Here is a 19,618-nt window from a genome sequence, read left to right as displayed (position 1 = left end):
ATGTATATGTAATTGAATATAGCGCAGAAAACTCTATTCACAAAAATTAAATCAATGATAACGATAGGTTAAATGTTTTGGATCAGCCTTTCGAACAAATTGAATTAATGGGTGGTTCGATGACTTTAATTCGGCTAATACCAACTGTGCTACTTCACGGGCGCCCAGGTGGTTAAAGTGGGTGTTGTCTTTTACACCATTTGGGTAATTTGGATGGATGCTTGGTTTAATATGCATAAAACGCAGGCTAGATAATTCATCGCCCATGGATTGAAAATATTCTCTGGTGATTTTATCCATATCGAAAAAGGTGACTTTGGTTTGCTCAGCAACCTGCCTAACCAGTTTTGAATAAGGGTGGGTTTCGCCTATAAGATTATCTTTATCAGAAACAAAATAGCGACGTGTCACTGAGCTCATTAAAATCGGCTGTGCGCCTTTCTTTCGCACTTGCTCTATCATTAAGCTTAAATTATTTTGGTATTCTTGTGGTGTAGTATATCTATCTTTTTTCTTAGCTGATTCATCGTTATGGCCAAATTGAATAATGACAAAATCACCTTTTTGTAGGTCGTCTAAAATTTTTTGCCATAAGCCTTCGGCCATAAATGTGCGGGTACTACGGCCATTTTTAGCTAGGTTGATGACGCTAATTTGTTCAGAAAAAAATTCCGAAAATGGCACACCCCAACCTGTTTCTGGGTAATCTTTGGGGTGTTTGATGGCCATGGTTGAATCACCGGCCATAAACAACTGTGGTTTAGCAAAAGCAGTACTTTTAACTAAGACACTAGTTACAATAATTAAGCATACAAAGTGTTGAATTAGTCTTCTTTTATACATTTAGCGGTGGATTCCCGAGTAATTAAGTAGGGTTTGATAACAGTCGTTTGTTCTACTGCTTTGTTTTGTGGGTTAATAGCTTGGATCAATTTTTTGGTGGCTACCACAGATATTTCTTGCACAGGACGTCTTAAGGTAGTTAAAGAAGGAATAATACGAGATGCAAAAATATTATCGTCAAACCCAGCTAATGATACTTGTTCAGGGATTTTTATGCCTAAGTCACTTGCTACTCTTATTACGCCAGCTGCCATTTCGTCATTGTTAGCAAAAATAGCTGTCGGTAAGTCAGTACCACTAAAAATATTCTTGGCTATTTCAAGACCACTTTCGTAACTGTTTTGACCTTCAATTACTCTATGTGCAGGTAAATCAATATTGAGTTTTTTTAATGAGTCAGTAAAACCTTCAAGACGTTCTCTTGATGAACAAAACGGGCTAGGGCCACTGATCATGGCAATATCTTTGTGCCCCAGTGAAACTAAATGTTCTGCTATGTCTTGCATGGCTTCGCGTTCGTTTGAGATAACTATGTTTGCGTGATCATCTAAGTCAGCCGAGGCAATTCTCACATAAGGGTGATTATTTGCTCTAAGGGCACTGGCTAGCTTTTTGCTCTCAGATACCGGTGGCAAAATTAATACGCCATCTACATTTGAACGGCTGATAAAATTCAAGCAATCTTCAACAAAATCATCTTCTTGCCAATGGCAAGGATGGACCACTAACTCATAGCCTAAATTGGTACAAACAGTTAAACAACCTCTTTGCACTTGGTCTATGTATAAGGCATCTGGATTGTCATAAATCAAACCTAACAAATAAGACTTTTTAGAGGCTAAGCCCCGAGCTTGTTTGTCAGGTTGAAAATTCAATTCTTTGATTACTGCATCTATGCGCTCACGAGTGGCTTGGCCAACTGAAGGCGAGCCGTTAATCACTCTAGACACAGTCCTTTTAGATACACCTGCCTCGCGAGCAACATCATTAATAGTACTTTTAACTTTATTATCCATATGTTATTTCTTTTTTTAATCTCACAAATCTACATTATTGTATCACAGGTGAATGTGTGAGATTAAATTTAAATCAATCCAAAGAGTCTAGGTAAAGCTTCACTAATTGCAGGTATATACGTCACCATCAGCAATACTAGAAACATCACAAAATATAAGGGTAACATAGGTTTTATTATCTTGTGTATAGAGGTTTTTGCTACAGCACAACTGACAAATAATACACTGCCAACGGGCGGTGATACCAAACCTATACACAGGTTAAGTACTAACATAATTCCAAACTGAATCGGTGACATGCCAAATTGTTCTGCTACAGGCAAAAATATCGGTGTAAAAATTAATACAGCCGGTGTCATATCAATAAAGGCTCCTACTAAAATCAATATTAAGTTGATTAAGAGTAAGATGATTATAGGATTGTCACTTAAGGTTAGAAAGAAGTCACTGATTGCCTGTGGAATATGGGCATAAGATAACAACCAAGACATGGCCGACGAAGCGCCAATAATTAGCATTACAATGGCGGTTGTTTCGCAGGCTTTTAAAAATAGTTTTGGTAACGACGACAACGGGATTTCTTTATAAATTCCCACTGCTAAAACAAGGGCATAGAGAACTGCAATCGCACCAGCTTCTGTAGCGGTAAACACTCCCATAATAATGCCACCAATTACTACTACCACCAACATTAGACTAGGTAGGGCGGCAAACACTTTCTCAACCACTATTTTAAAGGGTAAACGTGCTGTCACTGGGTATTTGTTATGGATGGCATAAATCGAACAAACCATCATTAGCGCCAGCCCCACTAGTATTCCTGGTAAATATCCGGCAATAAATAAGGCGGCAATGGATACTCCTCCACTGGCTATGGCATAAATAATTAATATATTACTCGGTGGGATCAATAACCCAGTTGTAGCTGCGGTACAGGTAACAGCAGCTGCGAAGTTTTCATCGTAACCATGCTTTTTCATCTCAGGCACCATAAAGCTACCAATGGCCGATGTTGCTGCCACGGCTGAGCCTGATATAGCACCGAATAACATACATGACATGACATTAACCAAAGCTAAACCACCGGGTAAAAAGCCAATCAAAGCCATGGCACTTTCAATTAGTCTTTTGGCTATTCCGCCTTGTCCCATAATTAAACCGGATACAATAAAAAAAGGAATGGCGAGTAGTGCAAAGCTGTCTATGCCCCCAGATATTTGTTGGGCTATGGTGGTGGTGGCTGCGGTAAAATCTATGTGCATTAGTAACGCCGACATAGTGGCTAAACCGATACACACCGAAATGGGTACGTTTAAAAAGAGTAATATAAAAAATACGGCCAATAATACTAAAGCTGTCATGTCCATTATTTAGCCCCTTGGTGGTTAACAAGATTAATAATATTTGAGAAAGAAAATAAGCAGATAAGACAACCTGAAATAGGAATAACTGTGTATACATAACCCATTTGCAAGCCTAGGGCCGCTGAGGTTTGTTTTAATTCTAAGGTAATACTTACTAAATTTAAGCCTCCGTAAATTAAAATACAAACTGCGAAAATTATTACCATACACTCGACTATTATTCGGGCTAATTTCTGCTTTGCAGGTTGTAATTTCTGAACCACTATATCTAAACCTAAGTGTGCTTTGGTGCGATAAGCGTAAGCGGCACCCAGAATACCAATCCAAATTAATAAATAGCGGGCCAGCTCTTCAGTATAGGAGCTTGGCGACTGTAAAATAAAGCGGGAAAAGACTTGCCAGGTGACAGTAGCAATTATAAAAAACATCATTAGCATGAGTAATTTTTCTAAAATATGATTAATTAAAGTCATTAATTGTTGCATTCCGAGTAGCCTACATTTGTTTAATTATTTTGATTTGTTTGGCAATAGGGGAATTGTCAAACGTGGCATGGAAGGGGATTACTTTGTCTTGGAAAGCTTTTTTGTCGGGATAAATGACTTCAACCCCTTCGGCTTTAACCGTGGCTAAGGCTTTATCAGACTCTGTTTGCCATAGGGATTTTTGAAACTCAACTGAATCAGCCATTGCTTTTGAAAACCATTCTTGTTGTTGTTTGGTTAAAGCATTCCACACTGGCAAACTGGCTAAAATGACGTCTGGCACAAAAGTATGTTCATCCAAGCTGTAATAGCGAGCAATTTCATAATGCCGTGATAAATAATAACTAGGTGGGTTATTTTCTGCGCCATCTACCACGCCTTGTTGAATGGCTGCATATAATTCACCAAAAGCAATCGGCGTTGCTGCCCCTCCTAAAGCTTTGACTGTGGCCATAGCTGTAGGACTGTTTAATACACGAATTTTTTTGCCGGTTAGGTCATCTGGTGTACGTATCGGCGCGTCTTTGGTATAAAAGCTTCTGCTACCTGCATCGTAATATCCCATGCCTTTTAGACGCGCGACTTTAACTTTATCTAATAATGACTGGCCCAACTCACTATTTAACACTCGCCAAAAATGCTCTCGGTCTCGCATTAAATAGGGAATACTAAATATTTTCATTTCAGGCACAAAACCTTCGAGGGGGCTGGCAGACACTTTTGTCATGGATAAACTGCCAATTTGTAAAAGCTCTATCATCTCTCGCTCTGAGCCTAATTGTCCCCCAGGATAAATAACTATTTCCATACTGCCATTAGAATAATGCTCTAACCGCTGCGCCATATGTTCCATAGCAATATGCACTACATGGCGTGTGTCGAGTGCATGGCCTAAGGTTAAGCGCACTTTTTTGTTGTCTTGATTACAGCCAAAAAAGGTAGCGCTTAGTATTAATAAGATGATCCCGCGTATCATGGTTTTCTCTACCTCAATTCATTAGGCGCATGGAAATCCATGTCGTTATAATCTAAGTTTTCACCCGCCATACCCCAAATAAAACTGTAGTTTTGCGTACCAGAGCCAGAATGAATTGACCAAGGTGGTGAAATAACGGCTTGTTCATTATGTACCCAAATATGTCTTGTTTCTTGAGGCTCGCCCATAAAATGACACACAGCTTGAGACTCAGGAACTTCAAAATAAAAGTACACTTCATTACGTCTATCATGTTGATGTGCCGGCATAGTATTCCAAACGCTACCCGGTTTTAAACAGGTGATCCCCATTTGTAATTGGCAAGTTTGTACCACTGTATTTATCATGGTTTGGTTTATGTCGCGTCTATTGGCTGTTTCTAAACTGCCCATGTTTAGTTGATTGGCTTCATTTAAGGCAATTTTTTTGTTCGCATATTCTTTATGAGCAGGGGCAGAGTTTAAGTAGTATCGAGCAGGGTTAGCGGCATCTTTACTTTCAAATATGACTGACTTATTGCCACGACCTAAGTACAAAGAGTCTTTATAAGCCATGGAATACTTCACCCCATCGGCCTCAATTGTACCTTCGCCACCTACATTAATAATACCGAGTTCTCGAGATGCTAAAAACGTATCTGATTTAAGTGCTTCTACCGATTCTAAAGCTAATGGGGCTGAAGTCGGCACAGCGCCTCCCACCATAAATCGTTCGTAATGGGTATAAATCCATGACACTTTATTCGCTATCATTAAATTGTCAGCTAAGAAGGCTTGCCTTAATTGTTGTGTATCAAAGCCTTTAACTTCGTTTGGCCCTATGGCATATCTATTTTCAAATAAGGTTGTGGTCACGTCTTTATCCTACTATTAACTTGGTGCTAATTAACTGGCAAAAGTAAAGTGCCAATTAGAGTACTTTTAATAAATTATAAATATTACGAAATTTAAATATATGTTAACTATTTGTTAGTCTTCTATATTCTTTGCTACCGGTGGCAATTTGTCAACATAAAGATTGCCACCGGTGGCAATTTGTCGTAAATTATATGTAAAATTCATTTAGAGCTTGCTTATGAAACAGTTAAATAGACAAAACTTCCCGGCTAAATCTTACCCAACAAAAATAATGCAATTTGGTTCAGGCAATTTTTTAAGAGGATTTATTGATTGGCAAATTGATTATTTGAATAGACACAGCAGTTTAAATGCAGGGGTGAGCATTATTCGTCCTCGCCCCATCAAAAAGAATGCTGGGCCTTCTATGAACGAGCAAGATTGTTTATACACGACTTTAGTTAGAGGCCTAAATGAGCAAGGTGAGGTGGTGGAAGAAGTACGTGTGATTGATTGCGTAAATGAAGAAATTTCAATTTATGATGATTACGAAAAGTACTTAGGGTTAGCGACTAATCCTGATCTCAAAATCATATTTTCCAACACCACAGAAGCTGGCATTGAGTATCTTCCTGAAGATAAGTTGGAAGATAAACCTGCTAAAGCATTTCCGGCAAAATTGACTCAATGGTTGTTTGAAAGATTTGTGCACTTTGATGGGGGAGCAGATACTGGAGTGATGATCATCCCTTGTGAATTGATTGATTACAACGGTGAAAAGTTAAAAGAGATTGTACTAAAGTATAGTCATCAATGGGAGTTAGGTGAAAAGTTTGAGAATTGGTTAGCGGCTTCCAATCACTTCTGTTCTACCTTAGTTGATCGTATCGTGCCTGGTTTTCCAACTACTGAAAAACAGGCGTTACATGATAAATTAGGCTACGTAGATGATTTTTTGGTGGCGTCTGAGTATTTTCATTTTCTGGCGATCCAAGGTCCACAGTCATTAGTGGATTTACTTTGTTTAAAAGATACAAGTCTTAATATTAAAGTGGTGGACGATATTTACCCCTACAAACAACGTAAGGTTGCCATTTTAAATGGTGCCCATTCGGCTATGGTGCCATTAGCATTCATGGCGGGTATCAACACCGTTGGTGAGGCAATGCAAGATAGCTTGTTTGAAACTTATGTAGAAAAACTGATTGCGGATGAAATCATCCCGACTTTAGATCTGCCTAAACAAGAGCTCGAAGACTTTGCCAATGACGTAGTCAAGCGTTTTAAAAATCCCTACATTCATCACTTACTGTTATCTATTGCCTTGAACAGTATGACAAAAGTGCAAACGCGGATTTTGCCCCAATTACTCAAGTACATAGCAGTTAATGGCAAAGTTCCAGAGTTGATGAGCCAAGCTATTGCAGCTGAAGTTTTGCTATACAGTGGTGTTAGAAATGGCCAAACATTTGAGTTGGCAGATAGTCAAAAATGGCTAGAGTTAATGTCGTCAAATTGGAAAAAGCTGAATGATAATGCCATTAGTAGTCAACAATTAGTTGATCAGGTGTTATCAGCCAAGTGGCATTGGCAGCAGGACCTAACGCAAGTACCAAACCTGTCAAAATGTGTCACTCAAGCATTAGATTCATTCTTAAAAATTGGGGTAAGAGCTTCGTTATTAAAAGTGATAGAGGCATAAATTATGAAAAATATTATTCGATTACATCCATCAGACAACGTGGTGATTGCCTTGTCAACACTGGTAAAAGGGCAAACTTATCGAGTAGATGAGTTAGCAGTCACGCCATTATGTGATGTGGTGAAGGGCCATAAAGTGGCTATTTCAACCATATCTAAAGGCCAAGATGTGATTAAGTATGGCGCACCAATTGGCCATGCCTTACACGACATCTCTGAGGGGCAATGGGTACATGTTTCTGATATCAAAACAAACCTGCATGATGAGTTGGAATATCAATATCAACCCCAAAACGATGCCATTGAGGGCCTTCATGATGATTCACCTGAGATACAAATTTATAGACGAGATAATGGTGAGGTGGCGATCCGTAATGAATTATGGCTGATCCCAACTGTGGGATGTGTGAATGGCATGGCTAAACAAATGGCTAATGAATTCTTACGTCGCCATCCAGATTTAGGTATTGATGGTGTACATGTGTTTCCTCACCAGTTTGGTTGCTCACAATTAGGCGATGATTTAGAAACCACACGGGTGTTATTGCAAAATATGGCCAGTCATCCTAATGCGGGTGGTGCTTTGGTGGTTGGCTTAGGTTGTGAGAACAATCAAGTATCAGTGTTTAAGCGAGGCCTAGGTGAATTTAACCAAGATAGAATTAAGTTCTTAATTTCGCAGCAAGTTGAAGATGAAGTCGAAGCTGGCGTAGAACTAATGAAACAAATCTATCAAACCATCAAACAAGATAAACGCCAAACAGGGCGTTTATCCGAAGTGAAATTTGGTTTGGAATGTGGCGGTAGTGATGGTTTGTCAGGAATAACCGCTAACCCATTGTTAGGTCAGTTCTCTGATTTTTTGATTGCCCGTGGTGGCACCACAGTACTAACTGAAGTGCCAGAAATGTTCGGCGCAGAAACCATTCTAATGGATAGGTGCAAAGATGAAGCAACCTTTAATGACTTAGTCGCTATGGTGAATGGTTTTAAGGGCTATTACAAAGCCCACAATCAGCCGATTTATGAAAACCCGTCGCCAGGCAATAAAGATGGTGGCATTACTACTCTTGAAGATAAGTCCTTAGGTTGTACCCAAAAAGCGGGGCAGAGTAGGGTGCAAGCTGTTTTGAAGTATGGCCAAAAACTCTCTACTCCAGGGTTAAATTTACTTAATGCGCCAGGTAACGACGCTATTGCTACCAGTGCCTTGGCATCAAGTGGATGTCATATGGTGCTGTTTACAACGGGCAGAGGCACGCCTTATGGTGGTTTTGTGCCTACCTTAAAAATTGCCACAAATAGCGAATTAGCCAATAAAAAAACGCGCTGGATAGATTTTGATGCCGGTAAATTGGTAACCGATACCAGTATGCAAACCTTGTTAGATGAATTTATTGACTTGTTAGTGCGCAGTTGTAGCGGCGAACCCGTCAAAAATGAATTAAACGATATTCGTGAAGTGGCTATCTGGAAAAACGGCGTCACTTTGTAAATGAGTTTACTTTTTTGCGAAAACCGGATGGCTGAAATTTCAGCTCAAAAATATAGGTGCACGCCCTAAAATAAGGACTTGTATGATTTTAATAATTGTTAGGTTAAGTAAATGATTAAATTAATAGCCAATTTAATGTCAGCTTTTTTATTGTCAATTTTTGTCAGCCTTTACATTTACATGTTAGTGAGTACGCAAGTTTATGCCGCGTATAACCAAGGTCAAACCCAATTATTGAAAGTGGGAGAAGGTGAGTCATATACGACTATACAAGGTGCTATTGATGCCAGTGTTAAATATCAACAAGTGGTTATTTTTATCAAGGCAGGTGTTTACCAAGAAAAGTTATTTATTACCCGAAATAATCTAGCTTTGGTGGGGGAGTCAGCTGACAAAACCATTATCCAGTTTTCTGAATTACGCAATAACTGGCGTGAAAAACATACTAATGATTGGGGAGCAGCAGTGGTCAATATTAATGCCACCGATATTGTGCTGGCTAACCTGTCAATCATTAACGATTACGGCATTAAAACCGGTGATCATGAACATCAGTTTGCCGTGCGAGGGTTTGAGCTAAGTGATCGTATCATCACCCATAATTGCAAGATTATTGCCGGTGGGGCAGACACCCTTAGTTTATGGAATAAACACGGACGGTATTACCACTCCAATTGTTATTTCGAAGGTCATACTGACATGGTGTGCCCAAGAGGTACTGCTCTGATTGAACACTCCCAATTTTTTAATCAAAAACAATCGGCAACCATTTGGCATGATGGTGAACTAAACCCTGAACACAAACTAGTGGTGAATAATAGTCAGTTTGACGGTATTCCAGGGTTTTGGTTAGGCCGCCACCATTACGATGCACAATTTTATTTATTAAATTCGCAGTTTTCAAAACATATGGCAGATAAGCCTATATTCAAAAAACGTTACAATAATAAAGGCCGAGAACGAGCTAATTTATACGGTAGTCGATACTTTTTTGAAGGCAATTCAAGTGAAAATACTTACCCATGGTTAGAGAGTAACTTTAGATTGAGTGATGTTATTCCAGCTCAAGCCCCAGATCTTGAAACTTGGGTGTTTAAAGGTGATTGGTCGCCAAGTACGACTCTGAATGAATTAGAAGTGTTTTTGAAAGCACAGGCCAACCCACTATTATTCACGGCTTTTAGTCATTATTAAAAAACTTAATAAATAACACTCAGAGAAACAGCCTCTAATTGGTATTCTCAAATTTTTCAAATGGAGTTTTATACAATAAGCCTAGAATAACTAAGCTTACTGAAGCACTGCCCAGCACTAAAACCCATCTCATTAGGGATAAAGTAGCTTCCGATTGAAATTGTCCCAGATGGGCATTGAAGCCTATTAAGTTGAGCAATAAACCAGAACTTAAAAACGCGAAAACAATGCCAAAATTTAGAGCCTGATTTTGTTTCGATAACATATAAGCCTCTTGAGCTTTACCTGTTTGAGTTTGGTTATGTCGGCATAAATCAAGGAGAATACCTGGAATTAAGGTACCCATAGCCGTCCACACCCAAGCGCCTAAAATCGCGTCAAAAATCAAAAAATATTCATTACCTGTTTGAAACAGCCAATATTTGGCTATGGCATTCACTAGGTTTAGCCAATACACCAAAACTAATGTGGTTTTTTTACCCCACCTATCTGCAATTCTTTTTAATATTGGAATGGAAATTAAACCAACTAAAGCATATGCCGTTGATAACACCCCTTTCCAAAATGCACCTTTTGATATTTCACCGTTAAACATATCATAAACGATAAGATAAAAATCGAAAAATATCGCACTGCCAATTAGTCCAAACTGTAAAAAGGTGATGGCTAATAAAATATACAAGGGTGTTTTTAAAGCTGTGGCCAAATGCCCAGAAGTTTGTGGGGCGAGTGGTGGTTGAATAGCTTGATGAGTTTTAATGTATTTTGCAAAGTTGCCTGAAATTGTACTTAGCACACCGATCAAGGCGAAACCCACAAAACAGCCCACATAGCGAATACCAAAACCTTTGCTGTTTAATAGAGCTGATTGAGATATTGGAAAGGTCCAAAAATAGATAAGTGAGCCAAATTTTTCAAAAATGTTTGTGTAACTCATAACAGAGTTTATGTCTGAAGGTTTGTTCACACTGCGAAAGGCCAGTGTGCGCACTGCTATGGTCAAAATTGTGGATGAGGTAAAAAATAGTAATGAACTAATAAATAAGTAAATTAGGGTATGACTAGTTTGCCAATGGGTGGGTACCAACCACACTGACGAAAATGATATGGCGCTGAACCAGCCAGTAAACACTATCAGCTTTGCTCTAGAAGAGCTGGAGGAAAAGCGATTATCTATTAATTGACCAAAAGTCGGGCTTAAAAATGCTGAAAATAATACAGGAAATGTAAATATTACGCCTAACAAAAAAGGATCAACGGCTAATATCATTTGGTAATAGGGGATAGCAATTGCGGCCAGCCCATTGTTGACAAAAAAGGCAGCGAAAAAACCGCTGCCTAATGTTATTTTTGTACGATTCAGCATCTTAGATAGCTTGCTCTTAAATCATTAAACTAATAACACTTGGGAAATTTTTACAAAGCATACTCTTCAACAATCTTGTCATAAATAGCAAACCTATCGGGTTTAGCGGTATAGGTATTATCTTTTTGAGTAAAAATTGATTGTCCCCATTCTCCTGAAAGTACTGGCTCCCAAAAGAAAGTTCCTAATCCGCGTTTATCAGGTAAGTTATACATAATATCATTTAATAAACGCTCTTTAGGGTTATATTCTACGAAACTAAAGTTCAACTCAGGGTAAGTTGTCGCTAGGCTATCAAGAGTTGATTTCCACTGAGTTGATGGGCCTTGCCATTTTTCATATGCCGACAAACCCAGCACATCAAACTTAACCTCATGGCTAATAGCTTGATTGACCCACTGCATAACACCAGCTTTATCTCCTGTATTTTCAATGTGTAACATAATCGGAGTGTTTTCATTTACTTGATGTACAGCTTCAATTCCGGCTTTTAATAATTTAGATAAGTGTAACCAATTTGCAGTACTGCCATTAACAGATTGATTTAAAACTGAGTTATTACCATAACAATCAGATTCCGCTGTGGGTACATGAATCAACATTCCAGGTGTAATTTCATTGCCTACTTGAACCATGTCTGGCACAACCCCAGCTGTTTTCATATCGGCTAATACGTCAATCGTGTAGTTTTTAACTTCAAGTGCAAGATCATCTATATTGGTGATATTTCGCCAAGCAAGTGGGATGACTTGTTTATTGGGATCTGCCCATGTATCACTGTAGTGAAAATCCAGAAGTAGTTTCATGCCGGCTAGTTTTACTTGTTTGGAAATTTCAATAATATGGGCTTTGTCATTATATGCTTCACTCTTAGCTTCGCACCATTCACCTATGCCAGAGGCATAGCCATAATCATTATTCGGCTCAACAAATGTGCGTAAACGAATATAATTGAAGCCATGGTTTTTTAATAAAGTTAACAAAGGTTTTTCCTTGCCGTCCGTATCGATAAATATTGCACCTTTATCGAGGTATTCAGCAAGGCTAGATACATCTGCTCCTAAAATATAATTGTCGCTATTACGTAGCTCCCCTTTGGGAATAAACGGATTGTTTACATCCTCCACTGGTTGATTATGCATGGCTGGTGAATTGCTACCACAGGCGCTTAACAGGAAGACCTGAAAAAGTATTATAGGTAACACTAGACTTTTAATCGGTAGATTATTTATGTTCATTATTTTTCACCTATATTGTTTTTTAGAAACAAAGGTTCGCTTTGAATGCCTAATGTTTTTGATGATACTTGAATACTAGCTTGGTCTAAAGATTTGCCTATCTTTAACAAAACAGCGGCTTTGCCTTGCTCGGTTTTAGCTGCATTAGAGTGAATAACCTCAATGTCACCAGTTGTTTCAAATACTAACTTCTGATCATTAATCGGCACTAGATTCCCCTTTTTATCAATGACTTTAGCATAGACAAATATTAAATCTTTAGCGTTTAACGCAGGTGGTTTACCACTGATATCTACTTCTAGTTCTATGGCAACTGGTGCTGTGGGCGTAACAACTTGGTGTGAAGCCACAAGTTTTCCTTTTATGTAGGCCTTGGCCAATAGCTTTCCTGCAACAAATTCGTTTACATTAAATTCAAAAGGAGGATGGGGTAAATGGGTTGAAAACTGGTCTATTACCGGGGATTGTGTGGCAATTAATCTATCATTTAACCAAAGCTCTACTTGCTCTGTATTACTGAATACTTTTACTTTTGTAGCAGAGCCTTTATTCCATTCGCTGGCAATATGCACCATAGGACCAGAGTCATACTTACTCGACAATATGTCAGGATGTCTTTGACTTTGATAAAAGTAATAGCTGTATTTAGGCAATCGGAATAAGCTCATAATGCCTGATGCTTCTAAGTCATCTGCATATCCTCTGTTATAGTCGAACATAACCCAATAGCCGTCTGCAAAAGCAGGTGTAGAAAGATTATCGTTGTGGGCTTCTTGTAAATTCTTAGCTTGCTGCAATAAACGAGCTTCGCCAGAATTTAAAAGTTGTCTTGAGGTTCTTTCTTCCTCTTTTAAATCAGCCCAAGAGTCTTGGTTAAGGCCTGCGTTTTGTGCGTAATATTCCCAATCACCATATTCTGACACATTATACGGTTGTGTTGGTGTTTCGTAGTGTTTTTGGCGATGTTGGCGAGCTTGAAGATATAAGTCATAGCCATGCTGCCATCCTGCTGAAAAGCCACCTGGATACTCTTGTTTAACTATGCCATGTAAATCTTCAATAAACTCCTCTGGCATCCAAGATTCATTTAACGAACACTCCCATGCCAGCACACTAGGGTGGTTTCGATCTCGGCGGATAAGATCGTGACAGGTATTAAGTATTTGTTGTTTGAACTTAGGGTCTTCTAAGTAGTATTGCCAACCTAATATTGCATCGATAAGTACTAAGCCAAGTTCATCTGCTGCATCCATAAATGCTTTTGAATGGGGATAATGTGATAAACGAACGTAATCAAATCCAGCAGATTTAATTTTAACTGCATCTCGATAATCAGCTTGGGGTGACGTTGCATACCCTACATGTGGATATTCCTGGTGTCGATTAACGCCGCGCAAAAATGTTTTGTTTCCATTTATTAGTAATTCATGTTTTTCGTTAAATTCAAATTTTCTAATGCCTAACCTAGTGGTTTTTTGTTCTATGAGTTGATTATCTAAATACACGTCTGTGTGAAGCGTATATAAATTAGGTGAATTAGGGCTCCATAATTTAGGGTTTTTTACCACTAATTCTTGGGAGTATTGATGAGCTGTATTTGCTGCTAATTGTTTCACTTTTAGTTCAGAACCACCGATTAAGGTATTGTCTAAAAGTAATGTTTGTTTAATCTCAAATGCCTTTTTAGTGGCGTAACTATTAGCGATATGGGTGTTAATTTTAACACGTGATTCATTAATAGAAACTTTGGGGTATGTAACAAATACACCACCACTTGCTACTTGATTAGCGTGTATTTCATCGGTTATATGTAAGGGGTTTTTAATTAATAAATTTACCTCTCGGTATAATCCACCATAGGTATTAAAATCTAATTTTTTTAAGGGTTTAGGGCCAATAATTGGATTATCTAGATTGCTTAGTTTTACCTTAAGCGTATTGCTGGAATGAAAATCAATATAATCAGTTAACTCAAATGTAAAAGGTAGGTACCCACCTAAATGTTCGCCAATTTTATGCTCGTTTAACCAAACTTCCGCATGATTCATCGCACCTTCAAAACGAATAAACAGCTTACTATTTTTCCATTTGGGATCAATGTTAAGTGTCTTTTGGTATTCAGCTAGCCCTTGCCATTGTGCATTGACAATAATGGGTTCTATTTTAGGCGTGTGTGGCAGGTTGACTGATTGCCAGTGATTTTCAGTTTTTGCTTGGTCTACAAATTTAAATTTCCAGTTTTTATTCATGTTTACAGTTTCAGAACGAAAACTATTTTCACTCGCAAAACTGTGATTTGCGGTAATGAAATTTAAACACAAAGTTAAATATATAATGTTTAGTATTGGTCTTAGCACCAGTTACTCCTTAAACCTATAAGAGTCAGTAAATTATTAGCCCAAACCTAGCAATGCAATAGTAGTGAAGCGAAGTTTGAGTCAACGGAAAACGCCAGATCATCAAATTATTTTTGAGATCTGGGCTAAATTTGAAATTTGTTTGAATGTATAAAGGCCGGCACTCGTTAAATAGTGCTGGCTAAAGTCATTTTATAACGTGAGTTGGAAACCGATTAAGTAACGACGACCCCATTCAACATTAAATGCGGGTTTTGTCATGTCATTATCCCAGTAATTTACCGAAGCTGCGTTAGTTAAATTTTGCCCTTGCAAGGTCAACTTTAGGTTATCTGTTACTTGATACCCTATGCTTGCGTCAACGGTTGTTTCTGCTGCATTTAGGTTAACTTGAGACGGAGTCCAACTGTTGATCCCTGTAAACTCACTTCTGTAGTTATATGAGACTCTAGCGTCAAAGCCATTTTTGTCATACCACAAGGTTGCACTGGCAATATTTTTAGAAAGACCGCCCAAGTTGTAAGGATTGTTTACAGGTTTAAACTCCATGACTTCACTGTCGGTATAAGAGTAGTTTGCGAATATTCCTAAACCGTCAAATGGTGCGGGTAACATGTCAAGTTTTTGCTGATATAACAATTCAACCCCTTTAATTGTTCCGCCATCACCATTTACTGTTCCTGTAAACGCATATCTAGTTCCATCAAAAGTCACAGTGTCGCTTAATAGTCCAATATGTGACTCAAGATCTTTAAAGAAAAAATTAATGGTCGCCGCTGAATTATCACCCCAAAAATATTCATAACCAAAATCTAATTGGTTGGCAATATAGGGATCAAGCGTTGGGTTTCCCCCTTCAGCCGTATAAGGTTGTGAGGTTTTATTCAGTGAAAATCCGGTGCGCATTTCAAGTAGTGGTGGGCGGGCCATTGTTCTTGCTAAAGCAAAGCGAATTTGTGAGTCATCAGTTATATGAAAGGTTAAGTTTAAAGATGGTAACCACTGGGCATAATTGTGATGGACAGTGGTGGGGGTGACAGAAATATCTTCATACCAATTACCATTGGCATCTTCTACCCACCCTGCACTTTGGCTTTCATGACCAATAGAGGTGACTTCGGTTTTGGCATAACGCAGACCCACATTACCAGTAAAATCAACATTACCGATATCACCTGATATATTTAACATGGTGTAAAATGCGGTATTTGCTTCTTGTAACTCCCAAGAAGCTAACACGTTTTTATTATTTCTGTTGGGAGCTGGATTGGTAGCACCGCCAAATGCAGTCTTGGCGACTTCATCCCAATCACCATAAGTGTAAATATCAGGCACAACATAATTTCCACCTATACCGTAACTGATACCGTAATCTGTTAAACCATGATCTTGAATAGCTGTGCGAGACCAGTCATTAATTTGATCATTTGTTTTAGTTCTATCTGTATAACGACCACCGAAAGTTAATTCACTAAAAATTCCCCAATCAACATCTCGCTCGAAATCTAGATTTAGGTTGACCATTTCATCACTTAATACTTTATCGCCAATGCCATCCATTGTTGCCGCAGAATACTCATTAACCGCATACCAAGAACCATCATCAGCTTCGTACCAAACTTCTGACTCTGCGCCTAATGTATAGTTTTCGGGGCTGCTAATATCACCACTATGAAGGATTATTTGTGCTGCATCTGTGTTGTTTATATTAAAACCTAAATCATAGTCGCCACCTATGTAAAGTGGGTTTATTCTGGCCCAAACTGACTCAATGCTTGCTTCTGAATATCCAATATCAGCAGACATAGTCCACGTATCGCCAATATAAACACCATTTAAACCAGCACTTAACATTTCATTAGTTTGAAACCAAGTAGGTGTGGCCACACTTAAACCATTATTGAATTGGCTACCGGCAACTAATTGTTCTGAACCATCGGTTTTTGTGATGAAGGTAGGTGTAACAGAAGAGCTATCGTATGCGCCGGCTCCCCAGCCACGCGGGCCGCTACCATCATCAGCCCAGTTGCCTAAATCTCCTGGGCCCATTTGATCATCACGCTCTTTAATATCAAATTGAGAATAAAACAAATCACTTTTTAAGGTGAAGCTGTCTGTGGGTTGCCACTCTAAAATAACTAATCCACCAGTACGTTCATTCGTACCACGTTTACTTTTTGCAACTACTCCCCAAGGTGCATCTTCAACGATGCCATTTTCATTTAAGTCACCACGATTATCGGCATTATTGTAATCCCAAGATTGCACACCGCGCTCTAATGAAGGTTGATCTTGATAAGTTAAACCAATAGCAAAACCAAAAGTGTCTGACAATTTGTCAACATAACTAAAACTAGCTTTGTGGCCATTACCGTCTGTACCAGGTAAATCACTACCCAAACTGTTTTTCATTAAGTTGCCATTAATGGCAATCAATCTTTTGTCTTTAGATAATGGACTCACAAAATTCATATTTACCAAGCCTGAAATCCCACCTTCAGCAATATTAGCTGTTGGACTTTTATACACTTCAACTGAGTCAATTAATTCGGCAGGAAACTGCTCAAACCTTACATCTCTACTAGGTTCTGCTGAAACTATTTCGCGATTGTTCATGGTGGCGGCGTTTAATCTAGGCCCCATCCCACGAATGGAAATTCGACTCGCGTTACCACGATCCCTAGAGGCTGCAATACCAGGTAATCGAACTAATGAGTCTGTAATACTCACGTCAGGTAAAACACCAAGATCATCAGATGAAACCACTTCTACCACTGAATCAGCAAAACGCTTTTCTCGTAACGCTTTACCTAAAGACGCTCCAAATCCTTTGACTTGAATGACTTCAACATCTTTGTTCGCTTCAGTTTGGTTTTGTTCGTTAGCCAACAATGATTGACTATAAAAACTTTGCAGAATAGCCAGTGATAAGCAGGTCAATTTAAAATTGGTTTTCATCTGAACCCTCTTTATATATTTTTAGTTTTGGTTATTTGAATGTGATTTTTTAATTAACATTTCGTTAATAAGGTAATTAATAGCAGTAAAGGGGTAACGGATCAAGATGTATTTTACCATGTTACCCAATTGTTACCCTTTCGTTACCCTGTGTTTTTGGAAATAATTATCTAGTTAGGTTAATTAACATTAGTTACTAGAAAGCCTAGTAAAACAGTGTATAGCAAGGCTGAGATATGCAGCCTACAAACTACATAGGCTTAATTGAATAGATGTTGTACGTAAAAATTTAGTGGGGAAAAACTACTGAATTTTTTTAGATATAGTGTCGCGCTTGACTAATTCAGACAAAAACAGATGAGTTTGTTTGGCATGTTGAGGTTTGTCTTCGATTAAGGATAGGGATAGATTAACCGCATACTTGGCCATGTCTTCAATTGGATATGACATAGTGGTCAGTTGCGGCATGGCTGCACGGGATATAGGTAAATCATCAAAGCCAAGTACTGAAACTTGTTCAGGGACTTTGATATTGGCTTTATTTAAAGCGTGCATCGCGCCAATGGCCATCAAATCGTTAAAGGCGATAATCGCGCTAAAAGGTTTTCCTGACTGAATTAATTCATTAGTTGCTTCTATACCTCCTTCAATGTTGGCTGCTGCCTCAAATATTCGTTCGTCGCCTAAATTAATACCACGCAAGAGTAATGCTTGTTTGGTACCCATTAGTCGCGCACTTGGATCGCCATTTTGGTATATGCTACTGATCAAGGCTATATCTTTATGTCCTTGATCTAACACATAATTTGCACCTTGTTGTGCGCTAGATATATTATCAAACCATACACATCGCTCGGAAATTTCTGGAATGAATCGATTTATTAAAACCAAACCAGGAATATCTTTACTTAATGCGACTAGTTCATCAGAGTCTGTATATTCACTGTGTAAAATGATCGATTTACAGCCTTGTTTAATCAGAGATTGAATCGAGTTTATTTCTGAATCTTTATCGTACAAGGTGTTGCATATCATTAGGTTGCTACCTAATTCTCGTGCAGTTTGTTCAGCGCCAGCTGCGAGTAATCCAAAAAAGGCCATAGAAATTTTAGGGGTAACTAAACCAATAATTTGAGTATTATTCGATACGCTAGCTGTTTTTTTGGAACTCACTTTATAGCCGAGCTCCTTTATTACCTTTGTTACCCTAGCGCGGCACTGCTCACCTACCTTACCTTGGCCATTTAATACCCTAGAAACTGTTGCTGTGGATACACCAGCAACTTTTGCAACATCTTTAACTGTAACCACAAATTACCCTAACTATTCATTTTAAAGTGGGAAATAGGATTATTTTCCACAGAATTTAGGTTAATAATTCTATATGGTTATGAAAATGTCAATGCTTACGACCCTTTTGTTACCCTATTGTTAACCTGCTTTATGTCAGTTTCAAAACCATTACCTCGTCTTGATTGGAAATAGTTAGGGAAAACCAATCCTTGGAAAATTAACAAAGTGAAGAAGCTTACGCTTAGAATAAATGGTAGTTTATAAACTCGTTTAATGGCTAAAGTGAAAAGTCTTCAACGAACTTTAAAGTGACTAACTTAAATTGATTCAGCTCCTTTTATTTGTGACCTTTTTATTTGTTCATCCCTATAACGCACTTATTAAAAATGTGACTTGTGCAGCGTGCTTTAATTTTAATGCCGGTGAATATTATTTGGGATGGGTATCATGCCTAACAAAATCGATTAAAAATCGTATACCTAAGCAAAAATGATAT

General features: G+C 38.4%; 14 protein-coding genes. 3 read left to right on the top strand and 11 right to left on the bottom strand.

Annotated features, from left to right (window positions below):
• Positions 1 to 51: 51 nt before the first annotated feature.
• The 6 genes from L0668_RS15840 to kduI form a co-directional block, all read right to left on the bottom strand.
• On the bottom strand, positions 52 to 843 hold the full coding sequence (locus L0668_RS15840) for a rhamnogalacturonan acetylesterase (RefSeq protein ID WP_235313697.1): 792 nt from the start codon (positions 841 to 843) through the stop codon (positions 52 to 54).
• Positions 825 to 1,859 (bottom strand): LacI family DNA-binding transcriptional regulator, encoded by a 1,035-nt coding sequence (locus tag L0668_RS15835; protein ID WP_235313696.1) that lies wholly within the window; start codon positions 1,857 to 1,859, stop codon positions 825 to 827. The genes L0668_RS15840 and L0668_RS15835 overlap by 19 nt, the downstream gene beginning before the upstream one ends.
• A 68-nt stretch (positions 1,860 to 1,927) precedes the next feature.
• On the bottom strand, positions 1,928 to 3,226 hold the full coding sequence (locus L0668_RS15830; protein ID WP_235313695.1) for a TRAP transporter large permease: 1,299 nt from the start codon (positions 3,224 to 3,226) through the stop codon (positions 1,928 to 1,930).
• Positions 3,226 to 3,708 (bottom strand): TRAP transporter small permease, encoded by a 483-nt coding sequence (locus L0668_RS15825; RefSeq protein WP_235313694.1) that lies wholly within the window; start codon positions 3,706 to 3,708, stop codon positions 3,226 to 3,228. The genes L0668_RS15830 and L0668_RS15825 overlap by 1 nt, the downstream gene beginning before the upstream one ends.
• A gap of 10 nt (positions 3,709 to 3,718) precedes the next feature.
• On the bottom strand, positions 3,719 to 4,684 hold the full coding sequence (locus L0668_RS15820) for a TRAP transporter substrate-binding protein (RefSeq protein WP_235313693.1): 966 nt from the start codon (positions 4,682 to 4,684) through the stop codon (positions 3,719 to 3,721).
• Positions 4,685 to 4,692: 8 nt separating this feature from the next.
• A complete protein-coding gene (gene kduI / locus L0668_RS15815) occupies positions 4,693 to 5,538 on the bottom strand; it encodes a 5-dehydro-4-deoxy-D-glucuronate isomerase (RefSeq protein WP_235313692.1) in 846 nt (281 codons plus the stop codon).
• 220 nt (positions 5,539 to 5,758) lie between these two features.
• Here kduI and L0668_RS15810 point away from each other — a divergent pair, with 220 nt between their 5' ends.
• The 3 genes from L0668_RS15810 (at position 5,759) to L0668_RS15800 (ending at position 9,910) form a co-directional block, all read left to right on the top strand.
• The gene (locus L0668_RS15810; RefSeq protein WP_235313691.1) at positions 5,759 to 7,222 is read left to right on the top strand and encodes a tagaturonate reductase; all 1,464 of its coding nucleotides are present in this window, start codon (positions 5,759 to 5,761) and stop codon (positions 7,220 to 7,222) included.
• Positions 7,223 to 7,225: 3 nt separating this feature from the next.
• Complete coding sequence (locus L0668_RS15805; RefSeq protein WP_235313690.1) at positions 7,226 to 8,716, top strand: UxaA family hydrolase; 1,491 nt, start codon at positions 7,226 to 7,228, stop codon at positions 8,714 to 8,716.
• 111 nt (positions 8,717 to 8,827) lie between these two features.
• Positions 8,828 to 9,910: a pectinesterase family protein gene (locus tag L0668_RS15800; RefSeq protein ID WP_235313689.1), complete on the top strand. Its 1,083-nt coding sequence runs from the start codon at positions 8,828 to 8,830 to the stop codon at positions 9,908 to 9,910.
• 34 nt (positions 9,911 to 9,944) lie between these two features.
• Here the strand turns inward: L0668_RS15800 and L0668_RS15795 are convergent, their stop codons facing one another.
• From L0668_RS15795 to L0668_RS15775, 5 genes are all read right to left on the bottom strand, one after another.
• Positions 9,945 to 11,276, bottom strand: coding sequence for an MFS transporter (locus L0668_RS15795; RefSeq protein ID WP_235313688.1), 1,332 nt, complete (start codon positions 11,274 to 11,276; stop codon positions 9,945 to 9,947).
• A 50-nt stretch (positions 11,277 to 11,326) separates the two neighbouring features.
• Positions 11,327 to 12,514, bottom strand: coding sequence for a glycosyl hydrolase 53 family protein (locus tag L0668_RS15790; RefSeq protein ID WP_235313687.1), 1,188 nt, complete (start codon positions 12,512 to 12,514; stop codon positions 11,327 to 11,329).
• Entirely contained in the window at positions 12,514 to 14,871 is a 2,358-nt protein-coding gene (locus tag L0668_RS15785) for a glycoside hydrolase family 2 TIM barrel-domain containing protein (protein WP_235313686.1), read from the bottom strand. Before L0668_RS15785 ends, L0668_RS15790 begins: the two co-directional genes overlap by 1 nt.
• A gap of 192 nt (positions 14,872 to 15,063) precedes the next feature.
• Positions 15,064 to 17,829: a TonB-dependent receptor gene (locus tag L0668_RS15780; protein ID WP_235313685.1), complete on the bottom strand. Its 2,766-nt coding sequence runs from the start codon at positions 17,827 to 17,829 to the stop codon at positions 15,064 to 15,066.
• Positions 17,830 to 18,132: 303 nt separating this feature from the next.
• A complete protein-coding gene (locus tag L0668_RS15775; RefSeq protein ID WP_235313684.1) occupies positions 18,133 to 19,140 on the bottom strand; it encodes a LacI family DNA-binding transcriptional regulator in 1,008 nt (335 codons plus the stop codon).
• Between the last annotated feature and the right edge of the window lie 478 nt (positions 19,141 to 19,618).

Source organism: Paraglaciecola algarum (assembly GCF_021532655.1).
Classification (GTDB): domain Bacteria; phylum Pseudomonadota; class Gammaproteobacteria; order Enterobacterales; family Alteromonadaceae; genus Paraglaciecola; species Paraglaciecola algarum.
Note: the sequence above shows the minus strand (reverse complement) of the source record. Positions and strands in the feature narration are given on the sequence as shown.

Bases quoted from the DNA above. Each gene is read 5' to 3' on its own strand.
- L0668_RS15795 (WP_235313688.1), bottom strand. From the start codon at position 11,276: ATGCTGAATCGTACAAAAATAACATTAGGCAGCGGTTTTTTCGCTGCC.
- L0668_RS15790 (WP_235313687.1), bottom strand. From the start codon at position 12,514: ATGAACATAAATAATCTACCGATTAAAAGTCTAGTGTTACCTATAATA.
- L0668_RS15830 (WP_235313695.1), bottom strand. From the start codon at position 3,226: ATGGACATGACAGCTTTAGTATTATTGGCCGTATTTTTTATATTACTC.
- L0668_RS15840 (WP_235313697.1), bottom strand. From the start codon at position 843: ATGTATAAAAGAAGACTAATTCAACACTTTGTATGCTTAATTATTGTA.
- L0668_RS15800 (WP_235313689.1), top strand. From the start codon at position 8,828: ATGATTAAATTAATAGCCAATTTAATGTCAGCTTTTTTATTGTCAATT.
- L0668_RS15810 (WP_235313691.1), top strand. From the start codon at position 5,759: ATGAAACAGTTAAATAGACAAAACTTCCCGGCTAAATCTTACCCAACA.
- L0668_RS15805 (WP_235313690.1), top strand. From the start codon at position 7,226: ATGAAAAATATTATTCGATTACATCCATCAGACAACGTGGTGATTGCC.
- L0668_RS15820 (WP_235313693.1), bottom strand. From the start codon at position 4,684: ATGATACGCGGGATCATCTTATTAATACTAAGCGCTACCTTTTTTGGC.
- L0668_RS15780 (WP_235313685.1), bottom strand. From the start codon at position 17,829: ATGAAAACCAATTTTAAATTGACCTGCTTATCACTGGCTATTCTGCAA.
- L0668_RS15825 (WP_235313694.1), bottom strand. From the start codon at position 3,708: ATGCAACAATTAATGACTTTAATTAATCATATTTTAGAAAAATTACTC.
- L0668_RS15835 (WP_235313696.1), bottom strand. From the start codon at position 1,859: ATGGATAATAAAGTTAAAAGTACTATTAATGATGTTGCTCGCGAGGCA.